This is a genomic window from Streptacidiphilus sp. MAP12-20, assembly GCF_041262525.1.
In the GTDB taxonomy this organism is placed as follows: domain Bacteria; phylum Actinomycetota; class Actinomycetes; order Streptomycetales; family Streptomycetaceae; genus Streptacidiphilus.
In genome coordinates, this window is the sequence record NZ_JBGCCK010000025.1 from 22,830 (window position 1) to 43,186 (window position 20,357).

Annotated in this window: 15 protein-coding genes and 1 tRNA gene; 7 read left to right on the plus strand and 9 right to left on the minus strand. The window is 70.7% G+C overall.

What is annotated here, in order from left to right; genetic code table 11:
• Positions 1-59: 59 nt before the first annotated feature.
• A complete protein-coding gene (locus ABIA32_RS27710; RefSeq protein WP_370101085.1) occupies positions 60-818 on the plus strand; it encodes a methyltransferase domain-containing protein in 759 nt (252 codons plus the stop codon).
• Between the two features lie 78 nt (positions 819-896).
• On the opposite strand, the gene ABIA32_RS27715 is transcribed toward ABIA32_RS27710, so the two are convergent.
• The gene (locus tag ABIA32_RS27715; RefSeq protein ID WP_370101088.1) at positions 897-1,424 is read right to left on the minus strand and encodes a BTAD domain-containing putative transcriptional regulator; all 528 of its coding nucleotides are present in this window, start codon (positions 1,422-1,424) and stop codon (positions 897-899) included.
• 313 nt (positions 1,425-1,737) lie between these two features.
• On the opposite strand from ABIA32_RS27715, the gene ABIA32_RS27720 reads away from it, so the two are divergent.
• A complete protein-coding gene (locus ABIA32_RS27720; RefSeq protein WP_370101091.1) occupies positions 1,738-4,767 on the plus strand; it encodes a BTAD domain-containing putative transcriptional regulator in 3,030 nt (1,009 codons plus the stop codon).
• Positions 4,768-4,816: 49 nt separating this feature from the next.
• Complete coding sequence (locus ABIA32_RS27725) at positions 4,817-4,993, plus strand: hypothetical protein (protein ID WP_370101094.1); 177 nt, start codon at positions 4,817-4,819, stop codon at positions 4,991-4,993.
• 242 nt (positions 4,994-5,235) lie between these two features.
• Here the strand turns inward: ABIA32_RS27725 and ABIA32_RS27730 are convergent, their stop codons facing one another.
• Together ABIA32_RS27730 and ABIA32_RS27735 are read right to left on the minus strand one after the other, a co-directional pair.
• A complete protein-coding gene (locus tag ABIA32_RS27730) occupies positions 5,236-6,537 on the minus strand; it encodes an RNA polymerase sigma factor (protein WP_370101096.1) in 1,302 nt (433 codons plus the stop codon).
• The gene (locus tag ABIA32_RS27735; RefSeq protein ID WP_370101099.1) at positions 6,534-6,869 is read right to left on the minus strand and encodes a YciI family protein; all 336 of its coding nucleotides are present in this window, start codon (positions 6,867-6,869) and stop codon (positions 6,534-6,536) included. The genes ABIA32_RS27730 and ABIA32_RS27735 overlap by 4 nt, the downstream gene beginning before the upstream one ends.
• A 185-nt stretch (positions 6,870-7,054) precedes the next feature.
• Between ABIA32_RS27735 and ABIA32_RS27740 the strand changes: the two genes are divergently transcribed.
• Positions 7,055-8,476, plus strand: coding sequence for an ATP-binding protein (locus tag ABIA32_RS27740; RefSeq protein WP_370101102.1), 1,422 nt, complete (start codon positions 7,055-7,057; stop codon positions 8,474-8,476).
• Between the two features lie 357 nt (positions 8,477-8,833).
• Here the strand turns inward: ABIA32_RS27740 and ABIA32_RS27745 are convergent.
• A tRNA-Pro gene (locus tag ABIA32_RS27745) sits at positions 8,834-8,907 on the minus strand.
• 209 nt (positions 8,908-9,116) lie between these two features.
• Between ABIA32_RS27745 and ABIA32_RS27750 the strand changes: the two genes are divergently transcribed.
• On the plus strand, positions 9,117-11,144 hold the full coding sequence (locus ABIA32_RS27750; protein WP_370101105.1) for a transglycosylase domain-containing protein: 2,028 nt from the start codon (positions 9,117-9,119) through the stop codon (positions 11,142-11,144).
• Positions 11,145-11,151: 7 nt separating this feature from the next.
• Here the strand turns inward: ABIA32_RS27750 and ABIA32_RS27755 are convergent, their stop codons facing one another.
• The 3 genes from ABIA32_RS27755 to ABIA32_RS27765 all read right to left on the minus strand — a co-directional run bounded on the left by ABIA32_RS27755 (position 11,152) and on the right by ABIA32_RS27765 (position 14,442).
• On the minus strand, positions 11,152-12,585 hold the full coding sequence (locus ABIA32_RS27755) for a hypothetical protein (protein ID WP_370101108.1): 1,434 nt from the start codon (positions 12,583-12,585) through the stop codon (positions 11,152-11,154).
• A gap of 127 nt (positions 12,586-12,712) precedes the next feature.
• On the minus strand, positions 12,713-13,498 hold the full coding sequence (locus tag ABIA32_RS27760; RefSeq protein ID WP_370101110.1) for a TIGR03943 family protein: 786 nt from the start codon (positions 13,496-13,498) through the stop codon (positions 12,713-12,715).
• Positions 13,498-14,442: a permease gene (locus ABIA32_RS27765; RefSeq protein WP_370101286.1), complete on the minus strand. Its 945-nt coding sequence runs from the start codon at positions 14,440-14,442 to the stop codon at positions 13,498-13,500. Before ABIA32_RS27765 ends, ABIA32_RS27760 begins: the two co-directional genes overlap by 1 nt.
• Before the next feature lie 673 nt (positions 14,443-15,115).
• Between ABIA32_RS27765 and ABIA32_RS27770 the strand changes: the two genes are divergently transcribed.
• Positions 15,116-16,156, plus strand: a complete 1,041-nt coding sequence (locus ABIA32_RS27770) for a LysR substrate-binding domain-containing protein (RefSeq protein WP_370101113.1) — start codon at positions 15,116-15,118, stop codon at positions 16,154-16,156.
• Here the strand turns inward: ABIA32_RS27770 and ABIA32_RS27775 are convergent.
• Positions 16,134-17,093 (minus strand): metallophosphoesterase, encoded by a 960-nt coding sequence (locus ABIA32_RS27775; RefSeq protein WP_370101116.1) that lies wholly within the window; start codon positions 17,091-17,093, stop codon positions 16,134-16,136. The two genes, ABIA32_RS27770 and ABIA32_RS27775, sit on opposite strands and share 23 nt — an antisense overlap.
• Before the next feature lie 154 nt (positions 17,094-17,247).
• Here ABIA32_RS27775 and ABIA32_RS27780 point away from each other — a divergent pair, with 154 nt between their 5' ends.
• The gene (locus ABIA32_RS27780; RefSeq protein ID WP_370101119.1) at positions 17,248-17,715 is read left to right on the plus strand and encodes a GatB/YqeY domain-containing protein; all 468 of its coding nucleotides are present in this window, start codon (positions 17,248-17,250) and stop codon (positions 17,713-17,715) included.
• Between the two features lie 145 nt (positions 17,716-17,860).
• Here ABIA32_RS27780 and ABIA32_RS27785 read toward each other — a convergent pair whose 3' ends face one another.
• A complete protein-coding gene (locus tag ABIA32_RS27785; RefSeq protein WP_370101122.1) occupies positions 17,861-20,122 on the minus strand; it encodes a transglycosylase domain-containing protein in 2,262 nt (753 codons plus the stop codon).
• Positions 20,123-20,357 lie beyond the last annotated feature (235 nt).

The following is a 20,357-nucleotide window of genomic DNA, read 5'->3' on the forward strand; positions in this document are numbered from 1 at the left end:
ATTCTCGTTCGCGCAGAAATCCATCGCGCCGCGCGTCGCGCTCCGGAGATACTCCGAACATGACGCGATCGTTCGAAGAGCTGGTGGCCGAGGCCGACAGCGTGTCCGTGGCAGGCTGGGACTTCTCGTGGCTCGACGGCCGGGCCACGGAGGAGCGCCCGTCCTGGGGCTACCAGCGTTTGCTCGGCGCTCGGCTCGCCTCGGCGGGCGCCGCCCTGGACATCCAGACCGGCGGCGGCGAGGTGCTGGCCGGGGCGACGACCGCGTTCCCCGCGACGATGGTCGCGACGGAGTCCTGGCCGCCGAACGTCGCCAAGGCGACCGCGCTGCTTCACCCGCGCGGCGTAGTGCTCGTCGCAGACCCGGACGAACCGCCGCTGCCCTTCGGCGACGAGGCCTTCGACCTGGTCAGTTCCCGCCACCCGGCCTCGATCTGGTGGGGCGAGATCGCGCGCGTCCTGCGCGGCGGCGGCACGTACTTCGCCCAGCACGTCGGCCCGGCGACGTCCTGGGAGCTCGTCGAGTACTTCCTCGGCCCGCAACCGGACGCCCGCAACGGCCGCCACCCGGACCGGGAGACGGCGGAGGCCCGCGCCGCCGGTCTGGAGGTGGCGGATGTGCGGATGGAACGGCTGCGGATGGAGTTCTACGACATCGGCGCGGTCGTCTACTTCCTGCGCAAGGTGCTGTGGACGGTCCCCGGCTTCACCGTCGACCAGTACCGTGACCGGCTGCGCGAGTTGCACACGCAGATCGAGTCGGACGGCGCCTTCGTCGCCCACTCCACGCGCACGCTGATCGAGGCCCGCAAGCTGTGACCGGTTCCGCTGTTCCCGGGCGGCTCCCCTGAGCGCCCCCCCGAGCGCCCCGGGGAGCCTGTCCCGGATTCCGTCCGATCAGCGCCGGAGCAGGCGCAGTCGACGGAGCATGACGGTCGCGTCCTGGTGCAGATCCCAGAGCCGGGCTCGTTCCCACTCCGCGAACGGGCCGGGCACGCCCTGCAGCGGGACGCCACGCCAGCGCGCCAGGGCGTTGTCCAGCAGCAGCTCGGCGGCGGCGGGATCGAGCCCGGCAAGGACCTGCGCGTCGCCGACAGCGTGCTCGAAGGCGATGGCGTCCACCTGGGTCGGCGTGATCAGCAGCCGGTAGCCGACGCCGGTGGCGTGCAGCGGAGCGCCGTCGCGGTCGCCCTCACGGAGGAAGAGGCGACGCGCCCGGGAGGCATGGAGATGGAGCTCCTCCTCGGCGAGCTCGACCTCCTCCTCGACCACCGCACCGGCGATCCCCTCGATGAGCTCCGTGACGGAGACCTCCTGACCGGCCCGGAGCGCGAGCATCGCCAGCAGCGCCTGCTGAACCGGCGTCCCGGGAAGCAGCGGGCAGCCATCGGCCCACGCCCGGACCGGGCCCAGCAGTGAGATCACCGGGCCGCGCCGGACGGCTCCCTCGGCCCGCCGCGGGGCCGCCGGTCGCAGCCCTGACTCGGTCCTGGGGCGCGGGATTGCAAGGATCCTGCTCGTCATGGTCCTGTTCGCTCTGGCTCGTCGGTGATCGGCGGGACGGTTCGCCGTCCCTGGGGCCTGCCGCGAAGCAGCCTCGCAGGGCCCGATGCACAACGGATCAACGCCGACGAGCCGGTACGAATCGGCCGTGACGACAGACCCTGGTGCTACCCTCCGTTCCGCAGTACGGGGAGCAAGCGTCACCGGGAGACGCGCGGATGACCGGGGGACTCGCATGTCCGAGTCGAGAGGTTCGGCGGGCCAGGAGCTGCAATTCGCCCTGCTCGGCGAGGTCGTGGTCCGACGCGGCGGAGCGCCGCTGAATCCTGGGTCGCCGCAGCAACGGGCCGTACTGGTCCGGCTGCTGCTCGCCGGGGGGAGGGCGGTTCCGGCGCAGGAACTGGTCGACGCGATCTGGGGCGAGGAGTCACCCGCACGCGCGGTCGGCACCGTCCGCACCTACGTCTCCCGCCTGCGGACCCTGCTGACGCCCGACGCGGCAGGACGGGAGCGCGCGGACCGCGCGGATCGTGTGGATCGTGTGGACCGGGCGGGACTCCTGGTCTCCGTGGGCGACGGCTACGCGCTGAGGATCCCGCAGCACATCACGGACGTCGGCGAGTTCGAGCGCCTGGCGGAGGCGGGCGCGTCCGCGCGCGCGGACGGGGACGCGCGGCGCGGTGCGGCGTTGCTGACCGAGGCGCTGTCCCTCTGGGGCGGCGAGCCGCTGGCCGGTGTGCCGGGACCGTACGCGGAGCGGGAGCGCGACCGTCTCGCCCAGGCGCGGCTGACCGCGCTGGAGGCCTTGGCCGGCGCGGAGTCGGACGCCGGGAACGACGCTCAGGTGCTGGCGCTGCTCGTCCCGTTCGTCGCCGAGTACCCGCTGCGGGAGCGGGCACGTGCCGCGCTGATGCTGGCCCTCTACCGCAGCGGTCGCCAGGCGGAGGCGCTCGCGCTTTTCGACGCGGGCCGGCGGCTGCTGATCCAGGAGCTCGGCATCGAGCCCGGCCCCGAACTCGCGGACCTGCACCGGCGCATCCTCGCGGGCGACCCCGGCCTCCTCGCGGTCACTGCGCCGGCGACCGAGCCGGAACCTGAGCCGATACCGGCCCAACTGCCTGGCGACACCCTAGACTTCACCGGCCGCGACAGCCTGGTGGACACCATCGGCCACTCACTGTCCACGGCGGGTGATCGCGCCGCCGTCACCGTGCACGGGCTCTCCGGCATCGGCGGCGTCGGCAAGACCACGCTGGCGGTCCATATCGCCCACCGGGCCCGCGCCGCGTTCCCGGACGGCCAGCTCTACGCCGACCTCAGCGGCACGTCCCCGACACCCGCCGACCCGGCGGCCCTGCTCGGCGACTTCCTGCTCGCCCTCGGCGTCCCGGCGGCCCAGCTCCCGGACGCGACGGCGCAGCGCGCCGCACTCCTCCGCTCCCGGCTGGCCGACCGTCGGGTGCTGATCGTGCTCGACAACGCGCGGGACGCGGCGCAGGTCCTCCCGCTGATCCCCGGTACGGCGGGCAGCGCGGTCCTGGTCACCAGCCGGGCCCGGCTGGTGGGCATCCCCGGCGCGCTGCTGACGGAGCTGAGCGCACTCGACGAGCTGGAGGCGCTGGAACTCCTCGCCGCCGTCGCCGGATTCGCCCGCGTGGCGGCGGAGGGTCAGGCCGCGACGGAACTCGTCGCCGCCTGCGCGCGACTCCCGCTCGCCGTACGGATCGTGGCCTCCCGCCTCGCCACCCGGCCGCGCTGGACGGTGGCCTCGCTACTGGACCGTCTCCGCGACGAGCAGCGCCGCCTCACCGAACTCCGGGTCGGGGATCTCGCGGTGGAATCCACCTTCGAGCTGGGCTACCGCCTGCTCAGCGAACGCCAGGCCTGGGCGTTCCGGCTGCTGTCCGTCCCGGACGTGTCGTGGTTCTCCCTGTCCGCTGCCGCCGCCGTCCTGGACCTCCCGTCGGACGAGGCCGAACCGCTGGCGGAATCCCTGGTCGACGCCGGCCTCCTGGAGGCGGAGGCCGCGGGTCGCTACCGCTACCACGACCTGGTCCGCGTCTTCGCCCGCGTCCGCGCCCGCGAGACGGAACCCGAGCGCACCCGCTCCGGCGCGGTGCTGCGGCTGCTGGAGCAGCAGTTGGAGTACGTCTGCGCGGCCTGGCGCGCGGCCAACGAACAGGCCCCGTTGAGCTGGCGCCTCCACCCGGTCGGGCCGGGGGCGCGCGAGGAGACCGGCTTCGGCAACGGGGCACTGGAGTGGGTCGCCCTGCGGAACGAGAGAACGGTCCTCCACGAACTCGCCCAACAGACACTCCGCGTGGAGCCGAACCAGGGCATGCGCCCGCTGGTGGACCTGCTGCTCGCCTGGGTCTGGCTCTTCGAGGACGAGTCCGCGGGCCCGGGGTTGCGTGAGATCCTGCCCGCGGCGATGGCGGCGGCCTCCCACGCGGACGACCCGCGCGCCCTGTCGCGACTCCGCTACCTGACCGGACTGCGCCACTCGCTCGCGGGTCGGGTCGCGGAGGCGGAGGCGGAGTTCCGCGCCGCGCTCCTCCTGCTGCCGACGGACGAGAGCCTGGCCATCCGCTACACGCTCGTGGCCGAGCTGGCCGTGAACCTGAACGCGGCCGGGCGGGCCGAGGAGGCGTTGGAGCACCTCCGACTGGCCCGGTACCTGGCAGCCGAGCTCGGCAACCGGGCCGACGAGGCCCGCCTCCTCGGCAACATCGCGCGCGGTGAGCTCACCGCAGGGCGGCCGGAGCGCGCTCGACAGGCTGCCGAGGAGGGGCTCGAGACTGCGCTGAACTCCGGCAGCCGCCGATCGGAGGCGGACGCCCGGTACCAACTGGGCATCGTGCTCGGCAGTTCGGGTGAGGTCGCGACGGCCGTCGCGCACTTCGCCGAGGCCCTGGCGCTCTACCGTGCCCAACAGCGGGTCAGCCTCGAGGCGTTGGTGCTCGCCCGGTTGGCGCACTGCCGGATCGACATGGGAGAGGCGCTGCCGGCGCGGCGGCTCGCCGCGATGGCACTCGAACTGCTCGACGCCTCCGAGCTGCACTACCACCTGTCCCTCGCGCGTTGGGCGATGGGACGGTCCCTGCTCGCGCTGGGAGAGCCGCGTGAGGCGGGTGAATTCCTGGCCTCCGCCCGGGAAGGGTTCCAGAGGCTGGGCGCGCCGGAAGCGGCCGAGGTACGGGCGGCGCAGCGCGCTGCCGACGGTGTTGATTGGATGTTGATCCGGAGTCGTGAAGATATGACCTGACCGAGCGTGTCTCGGCAGGCAGCGCTTCAAGTACAGCGAGAGGAACGTTATGAGCACGCCCGAGCAGGCCGAGCCGTCCGAGCAGTTCGAGATCACCCGTGCAGCCGAGGTGACGGATGTCGCCCAGGAAACCGAAGCCGTGGTCGCCGACCCGTCCACGGACCCGATCGCGCCCCCGCGTAAGCCGGGCACGGTCAGCCCCAACGAGGTCCGCACCCAGCCCTGAGCCGATCCGACTGGTGGACGCCCGCCTCCTTGTGAGCGGGCGTCAAGCAACCGGCACAGCGTCAGAGCAGAGTGTCAGGGCACAGCCTCAGAGCACAGCCTCAGGGCACAGCCTCAGAGCCGCACGACGACCGCGCGATCGCCGCAGAGCCGGCGCATCTCGTCCTCGTCCGAGGTGAAGATCGTGCCCCGGCCGTGTCGGCGCAGGACCACAGCAGCGAGCACCGCGTCGACCGGGGGGCTCTACCTCTCTTCGGCCGCCGTCACCGCCTCGGCCCGAGCCAGCAGCGTGCGGCGCTCGGACTCGCTGTGGGTGCGGTCCGCCGCTTCGCGGAAGAGCGCGGCGGCGCGGCGGTGGTCGCCGGTGCGGGCGGTGAGGTCGGCCTCGACCGCGACGGTGAGCGGGTAGTCGTCCAGCGTGCCGCCGCTGCCCCCGGAGCGGGCGAGGGCCAGCAGCGCGAGACCGGATTCCGGCCCGTGGGCGAAGCCGTGGGCCACGGCGCGGTTCAGTTCCACCACCGGGCTCGGCTGGACGCGGGCGAGCTGGTCGTAGAGGTCCGCGATCCGGCGCCAGTCCGTGTCGGCCATGGCCGGCGCGACGGCATGGCAGGCGGCGATCCGGGCCTGCAACAGGTACGGGCCGAGGTGGTGCCGCAGGGCGGAGAGGAGGCTGGTGGCCTCGTCGATGGCCGCATCGTCCCAGCGGGAACGGTCCTGGTCCTCGAGGCTGACCAGATGACCGTCCTCGTCGCGGCGGGTGTCGCGCCGCGAGTGCTGAAGCAGGAAGAGGGCGAGCAGCGCCGAGGTCTCCGGCTGGTCGGGCATCAGCCCGGTCAGCAGTCGGGCGAGGCGGATCGCCTCCTCGGCGAACGCGGGTTCGCCGTCGGCGTTGTAGCCGTTGGTGAAGAGCAGGTAGAGCACGGCGAGCACGCCCGGCAGTCGCTCGGTGAGGGCCGCGCCACTGGGCACCCGGTAGGGGATGCGGGCCTGGGCGATCTTCGTCTTGGCCCGGGTCAGCCGCCGGGTCATGGTGGACTCGCTGACCAGGAACGCCCGCGCGATGTCTGTCGTCGGCACCGCGCAGATCGTCCGCAGCGTGAGCGCGACCTGGGCGTCGAGCGCCAACGCCGGGTGGCAGCAGGTGAAGAGGAGCCGTAGCCGGTCGTCGGCCACCTCACCGGATTCCCGCGCCGACTCCCACGCCGACTCCTCGGTGGCGGCGGTCAGCGCGAGCACGGCCAGTTCGCGCAGCTTGCGGCGCTCGACCGTCGCCCGCCGCAGGGCGTCCAGCGCCCGGTTGCGCGCCACCGTCATGAGCCAGCCGCCCGGGTTCGCGGGCACGCCGTCGAGCGGCCAGCGCCCGAGCGCCTGCGCGAGGGCCTCCTGCGCGCAGTCCTCGGCCAGCGTCCAGTCTCCGGTGATCCGGATCAGCGCCGCGACGATCCGCGGATAGCCCTCCGCGGCGGCCGCAGCCGCCGCGGCCGTGGCGGAGGGGTCCCCCGTCACGGCCGCGGCGGTGCCGGTCAGGTGAGCCGGGTCGCTCACTGCTCGAAGTCAGCCAGCGGACGGATCTCGATGCGCCCGCCCCGAGCCATCGGGTGGGTCCGGGCGACCTCGATCGCCTCGTCCAGATCGGCGCACTCGATCAGGTCGAAGCCCACGATGACCTCCTTGGTCTCCGCGAAAGGACCATCGGAGATCAGCAGCTCCCCGCTGCGCACCCGCACCGTCGTCGCCGCTGCCTTGGGCGCCAGCGCCATCCCTTGCAGCCGCTGCCCGGTGGCATCGGTCTTGGACACCCACTCGTCGATGTCGGGCACGTTCTCGGTGTCGGTGTCCCGCTCGGGGTCGGTGCAGACGAACATCAGGTACTTCATGGCTATTGCCTCCTCGTCTCTGTGTGCACCCTAGTGACGAACGGGCGAGGCGCATCCGGACAGCGCGGGGAAATTGATTACCCCATGCGGCCGACCTGCGTTCGAGATACTCTCTCCAGAGATAGTTTCTTTAGAGCTACTATCATGCCAGGGGTCATGCTCAGTCAGTGATGGGATCTCGCGCCATGCCACGCTTCATCGGTCGGGACAGGGAGCTGCGCACCCTGCAAAACGCACTCAGTGAGGTCAAGCGATCCGTCGGCGCCGCGCAGGCGGGCCGATGTCTGCTGATGCGCGGCCGTCGCCGAGTCGGGAAGTCCACCCTCGTTGAGGAGTTTCTTCGCCGGGCAGCGGTTCCCCATCTGTTCTTCACCGCCGGCGGCGGGACCGCCGAGGACGAGTTGGCTGAGTTGCTCGACAACGTTGCCACTTCCACGCTGCCGGGTCGTTCTCTCTTCGGCGAGGAGGCGCCGAGCCAATGGAACGCTGCTTTCCGGCTGCTGGCGGAGATCCTGCCCAACGATGCACCGAGCGTGGTGGTGATCGACGAGGTGCCCTATCTCATGGAGCGCATCGATGCCTTCGAGGGCATGCTCCAGCGGGCCTGGGATCGGCTGCTCAGCCGAAAGCCCGTGCTGCTTCTGCTGGTCGGCTCGGATCTGTCGATGATGGAGGCGCTCAACAGTTATGAGCGACCGTTCCACCAGCGTGGGCAGGAGATGGTTGTCGGCCCGCTGAACCCGGCCGACATCAGCGAAATGCTCAACCTGGAGCCCGCTGCCGCCTTCGACGCTGCGCTGATCACAGGTGGGCTGCCGTTGATCTGCCGGGAGTGGGAAGCCGGGGCCTCCATGTGGGACTTCCTCGGCACGGCGCTGGAAAACCCGATTTCCGCCCTGCTGGTCTCCGCCGAGCGGTCACTTGCCGCGGAGTTTCCTCCTCAGGCCATGGGCAGGGAGGTGCTGCGGGCAATCGGTGCCGGGGAACGGACATTCACCAACATCGCCCGAGCCGCTGGAGGTATCGCTCACAGTACCCTCAGCAGGGCGGCGGACCTGCTCATCGACAAGCGCGTCGTGGCAGCCGAACTCCCACTCTCGCTGCACCCCTCGAGGGAGCGCCGGTACCGGGTGGCGGACCCGTACCTGCGCTTTTGGCTGGCGTTCCTCGATCCACATATGGCGGAGATCGAACGGATGCGTGGAGACCTGACCCTGGCACGGATAAGGGATCAGTGGACCAGTTGGCGCGGACGCGCCGTCGAGCCGCTGATCCGTGAGTCCCTCGCCCGGGTCCTGTCTGACGGCGAATTGCCTGCGTCCCCCGCGCTTGGGGCCTACTGGACCCGCGGCAACGATATCGAGATTGATCTCGTTGGCGCCGACCGTGAGCCGGTGGCCAAGGAGTTGCGGTTCCTGGGGTCGATCAAATGGCTGGAGACATCCGCATTCGACGCCCACGATCTGGCAGCGCTACAGAAGCACCGAGCCGCACTCACAGATGACCCGATTCCGCTCGTCGCGGTGTCCCGAAGCGGCGTCAACTGCCCTGGACTGCAGGCAACCTATGGACCCGAGGAGTTGCTCAACGCTTGGCGGCACCGCTGAGTCGCCTGGAACACGCACGGGCCCCACCCGTCCGTCCGCCCCGACGACCAGCGCGCAGGACGCCGTCCGCCTCGCCGCCACCCACCCCGCCACGGAGGTCTTCGCCCGGATCTCCTCGACCTGCGGCCGCACCCCCAGCGAACTCGCCGCCGCATGGGTCCGCCATGGGTGTCCTAGGACGACCGTCCCTGGACGGATGAACTCGCCCCGCTGTCATACACGCTTGCGAGTCACCCATGACCGGGAGCGAATGAGACCAGAACTGAGACCATCCAGGCCGGCCGAGCCCGGCAGGGCAACGGCAGAGGGCCCGTCCGCGATCAAGCGGACGGGCCCTCTGGCCTTGTGTTACTACCGTCGGGGTGGCGGGATTTGAACCCACGGCCTCTTCGTCCCGAACGAAGCGCGCTACCAAGCTGCGCTACACCCCGGTGCAACGAGCATTACTCTAGCGGACCTCACCCCGATCGACGAAATCCGATTCCGCAGGCAGGTGCGGGTGCGGCCCGCGGGTCGTGTTGGGCGGGAGTGCCGGGCGCGGCCGGGGGAGGTGGGCGGAGGTGAGGGGGAGGGCTGCGGGGCACAGGTGGGAGAGCTAGGGTGCCCATCGGGGTTTGGGCGAGGCGCGGGGTGAGTGGGCATGGACGTGCGCGTGGGTGCGGGGCGGGTCCGGGAGGGGTTGCGGACCGTGGCCCGGTTGCTGCGGAGGGCTGGCGCGCGGCTGGCCTGGCAGTACCCGAGGCGAGGCCGGACCGGGTGGCGCCGGTGGGTGCTGTCGTGGCGGCAGTGGCTCGGGCTGCTGGCGTATGCCCTGATCGGGCTGGTGGGGGTCACCGGTATCGCGTACGCGATGACGGACGTGCCGACGAACCTCAACACCTTCGCCACCCAGCAGGACAACGTCTTCTACTGGTCCGACGGCACCGAGATGGCCCGGACCGGGCCCGTCGACCGGCAGGCCGTGCCGCTCTCGCAGGTTCCGGTCCCCGTCCAGTGGGACGTGCTCGCCGCCGAGAACGAGACCTTCTACACCGACGACGGGGTCTCGCCGCGCGGCATTCTCCGGGCCGGGTACGAAATGATCAAGGGCCAGGACACGCAGGGCGGCTCGACGATCACCCAGCAGTACGTGAAGAACGTCTACCTCAATCAGGCGCAGACGCTCAGTCGCAAGATCACTGAGATGTTCATCGCGACCAAACTGGACTCCAAGCTCAGCAAGCAGCAGATCCTCGACGGCTACCTCAACACCAGCTGGTTCGGTCGCGGCACCTACGGGATCGAGCGCGCTGCCCGCGCCTACTACGGCGTCGACGTGTCGCAGCTCAACGTGAGCCAGGGGGCGTTCCTGGCGACCCTGCTCAAGGGCGCCGGACTCTACGACCCGGCGATCAGCGCCGACAACCGGCAGCGTGCCGTCACGCGGTGGAACTGGATCCTCGACCGGATGGTCGTGATCCATCAGCTCACGCCCGCGCAGCGCGCGCGGTACAAGGTGTTCCCGGACCCGATCCAGCCGCGCCTTCAGGGTGGGCTGACCGGCCAGACCGGCTATCTCGTGGATCTCGCCACCCAGTACGTCTCGGCGCACTCCGCCGCGGACGCGCGCCGCTTCGACCTGGGCGGCTTCCAGATCTACACGACCTTCGAGAAGCCGCGCGTCAAAGCCCTCGCCGCAGCGGTGAAGGGCGCGTCCAAGGGGCTCGACCCGGCCAAGCGCGCCGCCGACGCCCACGTCGCCTTCGGGGCGGCGACCGTCGCCGCCGACGGGCGGATCCTGGCGGTCTACGGTGGCCCGGACTACCTGCAGCAGGGCTTCGACAACGCGAATACGTCCACCGTGCCGGTGGGGACGGCCTTCACGCCGCTCGTCTACGCAGCGGGGCTCAGCCAAGGCGTGCAGCTGCAGCACGGCGGGCCGCGCACGCCCGTCACGGCACAGACGCAATACAGCGGTGACAACAAGGTGATGGTGCACACCCCCGAGGGCCCATACTGGAACCGGGACGGCCGGATCGTCCGCGTGGCCAACGAGGGCGGCCGTTCCTACGGACCGGTGACCCTGCACGAGGCGGTGGTCGACTCGATCAACGGTCCGATGGCCCAGTTGGGCATGGACGTCGGTCTGGCGCAGGTGCGGACCACAGCGGAGAATTTCGGGCTGCTGCCCGAGAGCATGGGCGATCCGGTGCCGACCTTCTCGCTCGGCAACTCCACCCCCAGTGCGATCCGGATGGCGGATGCGTACGGCGCCTTCGCCGCCGACGGCCTGCACGTGGCCCCGTACTCGGTGTCACGCCTGCTGCTCGGCGGGCACGAGGTGGCCCTGGACAGTCCGCAGCGGACGCAGGCGATCAGCGCGGACGTGGCGCATGAGATCGACTCGGCCCTCGCCGACGCCGTCAGCAGCGGTTCCGGCCAGGGCGCGCAGATCCCGGGCCTGCGCGTGGCCGGCAAGACCGGGACGATGCTGGACGCGACCTCCGGCTGGTTCGTGGGGTACACCGGTCAGGACGTCACGGCGGTGACCATGTTCCGGTCCGATCTGAAGACGGGGGCGATGCTGCCCCTGACCGGGGTCCTCGGCGCTCCGGCGACGCAGTCGACGAGTACGGTGCCGACGCGGATCTGGGTGCGGTACACGAAGGTGACGGCAGCGAAGGGGTAACCCGGCCTCAGTTGCCGTTGCCGCCCTGGCCGCCGCCGTTGCCGCCACTGCCCTTGCCCTGGCCCTTGCCGTTCCTCTGGCTGTCGCCAGAACCGGAGCCGGAGCCCGTCCCCGAGCTGTCCTTTGGGTTGCCTGAACTGCCGTCGGACCCCGACCCGGATCCGCTGTCCGAGCCGCGGATGAAGGTGCTCCAGTCAGGGGACTCGCTCGGGTCGAGGCCGCGCAGTTTCGCCAGGACGGCGGGGCTCTGCACGTCCAGCCAGTCGGCCATCTCCTTGAACGAGACGCAGCGCACATCCGGCTTGGAACAGGTGTTCTTGATCACCTGGTCCATGGCCTGCATGTAGATGCCGCCGTTCCAGTTCTCGAAGTGGTTGCCGATGAACAGCGGAGCCCGGCTGCCGTAGTAGGCGCGGTTGAAGCCGTTCATGTAGCCGTCGACCGTGGACTGCTCCCACTGCGCGTACTTGGCCGGGTCGCCCGACGGATTGCCGCCGGACTGGTTGGCCAGGAAGTTGAAGTCCATGGAGAGCACCTGGAAGTCGTGCCCCGGGTAGGGCATCTCCTGCAGCGGGAAGTTCCAGATGCCGTCGACCTTCCTCGGCCAGGCCTGGAAATCACCCGGCGAGCTGGCGTCGTAGCGCCAGCCGAGCTGCTTCTCCGCGGGTACCAGCGTCTTCTGGCCCTCCAGGCAGGGGGCGCGGCCGCCGACCAGCTCCTTGCTGTAGTCGAAGGGCAGGGCGGGAATGTCGGTGAAACCGGTGTTGGTCTTCCAGTTCTCCACGAAGGAGTAAGCCTGCTGCGTCTCGCTCAGCCACTCCTTCGTGCTCCAGTCGCCGCCGCCGCCCGCACCGCAGAAGTGGCCGTTGAAGTGGGTGCCGATCTCGTCGCCGTTCTGCCAGGCCTGGCTGAGCTGCTGCAGCGTCCACCGGATGTGCTGGTCCGTCGCGAACGAGATCGCCGCGGTGCCGACCCCGTGCTTCGGCGGGTGGTAGAGATACCGCTTCGAGCTCGGCAGGAGGTACATGCCGGTCAGGAAGAACGTCATCTGGGCGTGGTACTGCTCGCTGAGTTGGAGATAGTGCGAGAAGAGCTTCTGGTCGTTCTCCAGCGCACCGTCCCAGGAGAAGACCACGAACTGCGGAGGCCGCTCTCCCGGCTTCAGCTTCGTCGGCGTCGGCTGCTCCGGCTGCGGACCGGTGTAGGAGGTCGAGCCGTCGCCGATCAGGTGGGTCTGGCCGTCCCATGGTTGGCCGTTCTCGCCGGGTATCCCGCCCTGGGCCGTGACCGGCTGCGCGCCGACCGCCTCAGCCGCGGACGCACCTGAGCCGCTGCCCCGGCCGGCGAAGACGGGCAGGGTGGTGAGCGCGAGCGCGACGCCGCCGGCCAGCAGCCCAGCGCGCAGCCGGGCGCGCTGTCGCGCAGTCCGCTGAGTGGTCACTACGGCCCCCACCGATGTTTCGTCCGGGAAAATGGTTTATCACAGTCAGATGTGAGGATGAACTGACTGGTTGCACTCGATCGCATCAAACCGGACGAGTGGGGCGGACAAATCGCTCAGGCGTGGCTCATTCGTACGGGTCGGCCGGGGCCGGAATGCCGACGACTGCGGTGACGGCGACGATCGGCACGTCGTCCGCCCGTCCGGCGCGGCCGTCCGGCTGCCAACTGCCGGTGACCCGGACCCACGCGCCACGGCGCGGAACGGCGGTGGTCCCGCGAACCTCCACCTTGTAGGTGACGGCGTCGGCCGCGCAGCAGGTGATGGTGAGTCGGGTCAGGTACCAGCCACCGCCCGCCTTGGGCAGGACGAAGCCGGTGAGCTCGACGTGACGGCCGCGGAGAGAGTCCTGCTGGTCCCAGACCGCGCGCACGACGAAGTCGGCGAGCGGCAGCGTCAGCGGGTCGCCGGCCGGCAGGGCGGGGAAGCCGGTGGCGACCGGCTTGGCGACGGTGTTGCCGGACTGCCGTGCGGTGAAGTCCCCGAGTGCGGGCGGCGCTGCGACGAAGACGGCGACGAGCGGCAGGAGCAGCAGCCAGGCGGCCCGGAGGTGGCTCGGTGCGTGGGGATCGGAGGCGGACCCCGGCTGCCTCTGGTCGTCGCTCGTCAGGTCGCTGCTCGCCTGGTCGCTGCTCGCCTGGTCGCCGTTCGCCTGGTCGCCGCTCGCGAGCAGCGCGCGGAAGAGCAGGAACGCGCGGGTCAGCCCGAGCCCGAGAAGGACGACGCCCGCGGCGATCAGATAGGGGTGCATCCCGGGTCGGACGTACCGCAGGTAACCGTCGCCGAACACGGAGAGGTGCAGCAGCGCCGCCCCGGCCAGAACCAGCAGGATCGCCCTCGCTTCGCGTGGCATCAGAGCAGCCACCCCCCGACCAGTCCGGCGCAGGCGAGCGCCACCACGAACGTCGCGGCCGAGAAGCGCCAGGCGAAGGCACGCCCGAAGGTGCCCGCCTGAAGGCTGATCAGCTTGACGTCCACCATGGGTCCGACGACGAGGAACGCCAGCCGGGCGACCGGTGAGACCGCGGTGAGGCTGGCCGCGACGAACGCGTCCGCCTCCGAGCAGATCGCGAGCACCACCGCGAGCAGGCCGAGGACCAGCAGGTTCAGCACCGGAACGGAGCCGACGCCGGCCAGCAGCGACCGCGGCACCAGCACGTTGAGCGTGGCCGCCATGAGCGCGCCCACCACCAGGAATCCGGCCGACTGCAGGAAGTCGTGTTCCAGCGCTGCGAGGAAGGAGCGCAGCCGCCCGCCCTCGTGGTGCTCGTGCTCGCGCAGTTGTGGGCGCAGCCACTCCGGGCGGCCGAGGCCGGCCCAGAGCCAGCCCATCGCCACCGAGGCGAGGAGCGAGGCGATCAGTCGGGCCCAGACCATCTGCGGCTGGCCGGGGAACGCGACGGCCGTCGCGGTCAGCACGACCGGGTTGATCGCCGGGGCCGACAGCAGGAACGCGAGCGACGCGGCCGGCGCCACGCCACCGGCCATCAGCCGGCTCGCGACGGGTATCGAGGCGCATTCGCAGCCCGGCAGCAGGGCTCCCGCAGCGCCGGCGATCGGCACGGCCAGGGACGGACGCTTCGGCAGCAGCCGCTCCAGAAAGGACGGCGGCACGAGCGCGGCGACGGCGGCGGAGACGACGGTCCCGAGGACGACGAAGGGAATCGCCTGGACGCAGATCGCGATGAACACCGTCTCCCAGGCCTGCAGACCGCCGGAGCCGATCTGTCCGGAGACCAGGAAGCGCGTGACGAGCAGCACGCACAGTCCGCCGAGGAGCAGCTCCAGCGCCCCGATCCTGGCAGTGACCGGAGCGAGGGGTTCGGCGTACCGCGCGAGGCGCGCGCGCAGGGGACCGAGCCGACCGGCCAGGTCCGTGAGGAGCGGAACCAGGCGAGAGAGGTTCGGATTCGGACGCAGGTGAGGCCCGTACGCCCCCGCGTCAGAGTCCGCGGCCGAGTCCGCGTGAGCACCCCTGTCCGCGCCAACGGACTCGGGCCGGGTCGCGACGGCAGCCCGCGACGACGAGTCGGACGCGGCGCCGAACCAGGGAAAGACGGTGGCCGCGTCGGCGGTGTGCGTCGCCTGCACGATGAGCGGATGCGGTGGGACCGTCTGATCATCGGACTCGCCCGGAACCGCTGCCGTCTCGGCGTGGGGCGGGACATGCTGCTCGTGAGGCCGGTGCTGCCTCGGGATCGCCGTTCCGGATGAGCGCAGTCGAAGCGGACCGCGCCCTTGTCGCCCATGTGTTCCCACCCGCGTGATGATGCCACGGGGGTCACGGAACGTGGCACCCCTCTCAGAAGGTGGATGCCGCCGTGAGGCGCGAAGGGGCGCCACGCGCCCAGCGCGCAGGTAGCCCGCGCACGCTCAGCGGAACGCCGTAGTCGGGCGTTCAGTTGCTGTTCGCGCAGCTTCTGCTGCACATCATGCCGAGTCGGCATGACCGAGCTCCTAAGATGGACGCATGTCCGAGCTGCGCCGCCTGCGTTACTTCCTGGCCGTCGCCGAGGAGCGGAACTTCACCCGCGCCGCCGAGCGCCTGCACATCGCGCAGCCTGCGCTGAGTCGGCAGGTGCGGGAGCTGGAACGGGAGCTCGGGGTGGAGCTGCTGGCGCGCACCACGCACAAGGTCGAGCCGACCGAGGCCGGTCGGATGCTGCTGGAGCGCGGGCCCGCGCTGCTGGAGGCGGCGGACAGTCTGTGGCGGGGGGTGCGCGAGTTCGCCGACGGGCGGCTGGGCAGCGTGAGCCTCGGATACGGGATGAGCGCCGGGTACGAGACCGCGCCGCAGCTGCTGCAGGCGATGAGCGAGGAGGCGCCCGGGATCGAGGTCTCCGCGCGGGTGATGGCCTTCGCGGACATCGTCGACTCCGTCGCCGCCGGGACGCTCGACGTCGGGTTGGTGCGCTCCGCACAGCCGGAGACGCTGCCGGACGTGCAGCTGACGCTGTTGCGCAGGGAGCGGCAGGGCGTGATCATCAGTCGCGACCACCCGCTCGTCCAGGGCGGCGTCGAGACCATCGACCCGGCCCAGCTGGACGGCCTCAAGCTGCTGCTGCACCCGCGCGACCACAACCCCGGCCACTACGACGAGATCATGGAGATCTGCGCCCGCGCCGGGGCCAAGCCCGAGGTGCTCTACCGCGGCCTGGACTTCGACGCCTCCTACACCCCCGTGGCCTCCGGGGCGGCGGTGACCATGGTGGGGCTCTCCGGTCGGATCGGGCTCCCCAGCGGGCTGATCTGGCTGCCGCTGACGCCGCCCGCCTACATCGAGGTGCACCTGGTGACGCGCGGGACCAGCCACTCGCCGGCGGTCGGCCGGCTGCTGCGGGTCGCCGAGCGAACGTCGCAGCAGCACCGTTGGCTGGACGGCTCGATCGAGGATCCGAGCGGTGGCCGCCGTGGCGGCGGCGCGGACGTGGGGGCGATCGACGGCGCCTACGAGGTGACGTCGAGCCGGATGACGTCGGGCCGGACGGTCAGCCCCGAGGGCGGGGCGTGAGAGTCAGCAGCGTCGCCTCCGGCGGGCAGGCGAAGCGGACCGGGGTGTAGCGGTTGGTGCCGCAGCCGGCCGAGACATGCAGGTAGGACTGTCGGCCGCCGGCCGTGTGGCGGGAGAGACCCTTGACCCGGCGCCGGTCGATGTCGCAGTTGGTGACGAGAGCCCCGTAGAAGGGGACACAGAGCTGACCGCCGTGCGTGTGCCCGGCCAGCACCAGCGGGTAGCCGTCGGCGGTGAAGGCGTCCAGGACGCGCAGGTAGGGCGCGTGCACGATGCCGAAGGAGACGTCCGCGTCGGGGGAAGGGCCGCCCGCGACGGCGTTGTAGCGGTCGCGGCGGATGTGCGGGTCGTCCAGGCCGGTCAGCTCCAGCTCCAGGTCGTTGACCTTGAGCTGCCCGCGCCGGTTGGTCAGGTCCACCCAGCCGGCGGCGTCGAAGCCGTCGCGCAGCTCCGTCCACGGGTTGTGGATCGCGCCGACGACCCCACGCCGGGCGGTGCCGTCGGCGTTGTTCAGGCCGTGGTCGCCGGAGATCATCGCGGAGAGGTAGCGGGTCGGGCTCTTCGGGCGCGGGCCGTAGTAGTCGTTCGAGCCGAAGACGTACGCGCCCGGGAAGTCCAGCAGCGGGCCGAGCGCGTCCAGCGTCTGCGGGACGGCCTCCGGGTCCGAGAGGTTGTCGCCGGTGTTGATCACCAGGTCAGGCCGGAGCGCGGCCAGGCCGCCGAGCCAGATCTGCTTCTTCCGCTGGCCGTTGACCATGTGGATGTCGGAGACCTGGAGCACCCGCATCGGCTTGGCGCCCGGCGGCAGCACCGGAATCTCGACCCGCCGCAGCCGGAACGACCGCACCTCGTACCCGGCGGCGTAGCCGACGCAGGCTGCGCCGACGGCGGCGGTGACCCCCAGGGCCTTGAGCGGAACGGCGTAACGGGTGCGCATCCGTACATGGTGGCAGAAGCGGGGACGGGCGCGTAGCGCGAGGTCGCGGGAGAATCAGGGGGAGGGCAGCGGGAAGAGGAGGGGAGGGAGGGCCAGGGGCGGTCCGCTGGGTTAATCGGGGCGGGGAACCGCGCGGAGGTGACAGACTGGCGGCATGACCAGCACGCTCAAGCAGCAGCTCCAGGAGGACCTCACCGCCGCGATCCGCGCCCGTGACGAGCTCCGTTCCGGCACGATTCGGCTGACCCTCACCGCCATCACCAAGGAGGAGGTGGCCGGTACGACCGCGCGCGAGCTCAGCGACGCGGAGGTGCTCCAGGTGATCACCCGTGAGGCGAAGAAGCGCAGGGAGGCGGCCGAGGCCTTCGAGCTGGGCGGCCGCCCCGAGTCGGCGCAGCGCGAGCGCGAGGAGGGTGTGCTGCTGGCGGAGTACCTGCCGAAGCAGCTCACGGACGAGGAGCTCTCCACGATCGTCACGGCTGCCGTCGCCGAGGCCAAGGCCTCCGGCGCGGAGGGCCCGCGCGCGATGGGCGCGGTCATGAAGATCGTCAACCCGAAGGTCTCCGGCCTGGCGGAGGGTGGCCGGGTGGCCGCCCTCGTCAAGCAGGCCCTGGCCGGCTGACGCCGACAAGCCCCGGCGAGACAGCCCCGGACACACAGCTCCGGACACGCAGCTTCGGAGAGAGCGGAAGGCCCCGGCCGATTGGCCGGGGCCTTCCGTGCGCAGCGTCGCCGCCCGGAGGCGGGCGAGGGATCCCGCAGCGGGATCAGTGGTGGCCGCCGTTGCCCTTTCCGGGATTGCCGCCCGCGATGCCCACGAAGCCGGTGGCGCCGAGGATCGTGCCGGGGTTGCCCGTGGTGCCGGTGGTGGTGCCCGTGGTGGTTCCCGCGGTCGTGCCGCCGTTCTGGCCCGGCTTACCCTTCTTGGTCCCGTCGTTGGACGGCGGCTTGGGCAGCTGCACCAGGTTGAACTGGCCCTGGGGGACGCCGGTCAGGAAGGCATCCAGCGCATCGTGCCAGATCGGGCCTGCGACGGTGGCGCCGAACGCGGTCTGGGTGATGCCGCCGATCGACTGGTCGGAGAGGTTCTCGTACTTCGCGGTGTCGCTGACCACGGTGGCCGCGGCGACCTCCGGGGTGTAGCCGACGAACCAGACCTGGTAGTGCGAGTCCGTCGTACCGGTCTTGCCTGCGCTCGGACGGCCGTCGGAGAAGCCGTCGGCCTTGCCTGTACCGTCCTGGACCACGCCGTAGAGCATGGTGGTGATGGCGTCGGCCGTGGTCTGCTGCATCACCTGCTGGCAGTTGGCCTGCGGGACGGCGATGGTCTTGTGGCCGGACGTGGTCACCGAGGTGAGCGCGGTGGGGGTGCAGTACAGGCCGCGGGCCGCGAAGGTCGCGTAGACGTTGGCCATCTCCAGCGGGGTCAGGTTGTTGGTGCCGAGGGTGAGCGACTGCACCTGCTGGATCGGCGCGAGCGTGGTGGTGTGCGGGGAGTACGTCGCCTGGCTGGTGATGCCCAGCTTGTTCGCCATGCGGACGACATTGCAGAGCCCGGCGTCGCGCTCCAGCGGGACGAAGTAGGTGTTGACCGACTTCGCCATGGCCCCCGGCATGTCGAACGGGCCCACCAGGGTCGGGGAGTCGTTCTGGTCCGGCGGGTTGTCGACCTGCCCCACCGTGTTGCCGGAGCAGTCCTGCATCGCCGGGTACGGCTCCTGGTAGGGCGACGGGTAGGTCTTGTCCATGCCGATGCCCTGTTCGAGCGCCGCCGCGGCGGTGATCGGCTTGAAGGTCGAACCCGTCGCGAAGCCGCCGCCGCCGCCCATGGTGCGGTCGACGTTGTAGTTCAGAGTGGTGACGGCCGAGCTGCTGCCCAGACCGTACGGACGGCTCTGGCCCATGGCGAGGATCTTGCCGGTGCCCGGCTGGATCATCGTCATCGCGGTGGCGGCCTTGTCGCTCGCATATACGTGCTTGGTCACCGACGCGTAGAGCGACGCCTGCGCCTTCGGGTCCAGGGTGGTGTGGATCTGCAGGCCGCCCGCGTCCCACAGAGCCTGGCGGTCCGCTGTCGTCTTACCGAAGGCGGGGTCCTTGAGGAGGATGTGTTCGACGTAGTCGCAGAAGAAGGCCTCGCCGTACTTCTTGGCGGTGATGCAGCCCTCCTGCGCCTTGTGCGGGTTCAGCCCGAGCGGCGTCGCCTTCGCGGCGGTGGCCTGGGCGGCGCTGATGCTGCCGTACTCGGCCATCTTCTCCAGGACGACGTTGCGGCGCTTGAGCGCGATGTCCGGGTAGAGGATCGGGTCGTAGTACGTCGGCGACTGGACCATGCCGGCCAGCACGGCCGCCTGCTGCACCTTCAGCTGGCTGGCGTGGACGCCGAAGTAGCGCTCGCTGGCGGCCTCGATGCCGTAGGCCTGCTCGCCGAAGAAGGTGATGTTGAGGTACTTGGTCAGGATCTGGTCCTTGGTCAGGGTCTCCTCGACCCTGATCGCGTACTTCAGCTCCTGGATCTTGCGGCCGATGGTCTGCCGCTGCGCCTCCAGCACCTTGGCCTGGTCGTTGCCCGCCTCTTCGACGAAGACGTTCTTGACGTACTGCTGGGTCAGCGTCGAACCGCCCTGGACCGAGCCGCCGCCGCTGTTCTTGGTCAGCGCGCGCAGGGTGCCCTTCAGGTCGATGGCGCCGTGCTGGAAGAAGCGGTTGTCCTCGATGTCAACCAGCGCCTGGCGCATCACCGGGGCGATCTGGCTCTCCGGGACCTCCGTGCGGTCGCGCGAGTAGACCTTGGCGATGATGTTGTTCTGATTGTCGTAGATGTACGACGCCTGGGACAGCGACGGGGCGGTGAACGCGTCCGGAATGCTGTTGAAGCTGTCGACCGCGGACTTGGCTCCCAGGCCGAGTGCACCCACGGCGGGCAGAGCCAGGCCGGCGACGAGACCGCCGGCCAGCACGCTCGCGCCCAGCAGGCGGGCTCCGAGCGAGATCTGCTGCAGGGGGGACACCTTGCGCTTCGCTGCCATGGCAGAACCTTACGCGGCGTTCCTCGGACAGGTGGCCAGGTGTTCGCCTACTCTTGTCACAAGCGTGCGACAACTTGCTGTGCGCTCGCTTGACTCACTCTTGTGGGTGATGAGAGATGACCGAATCGTCGGCATATGAGTGGCATATGCCAGCCGTATGACCGCGAGTGACCGTCCGGGATGGACGAAGCGGGTCCCCGAAGCCCGCTCCGTGCCTGTTCACCTGCGCTCACTC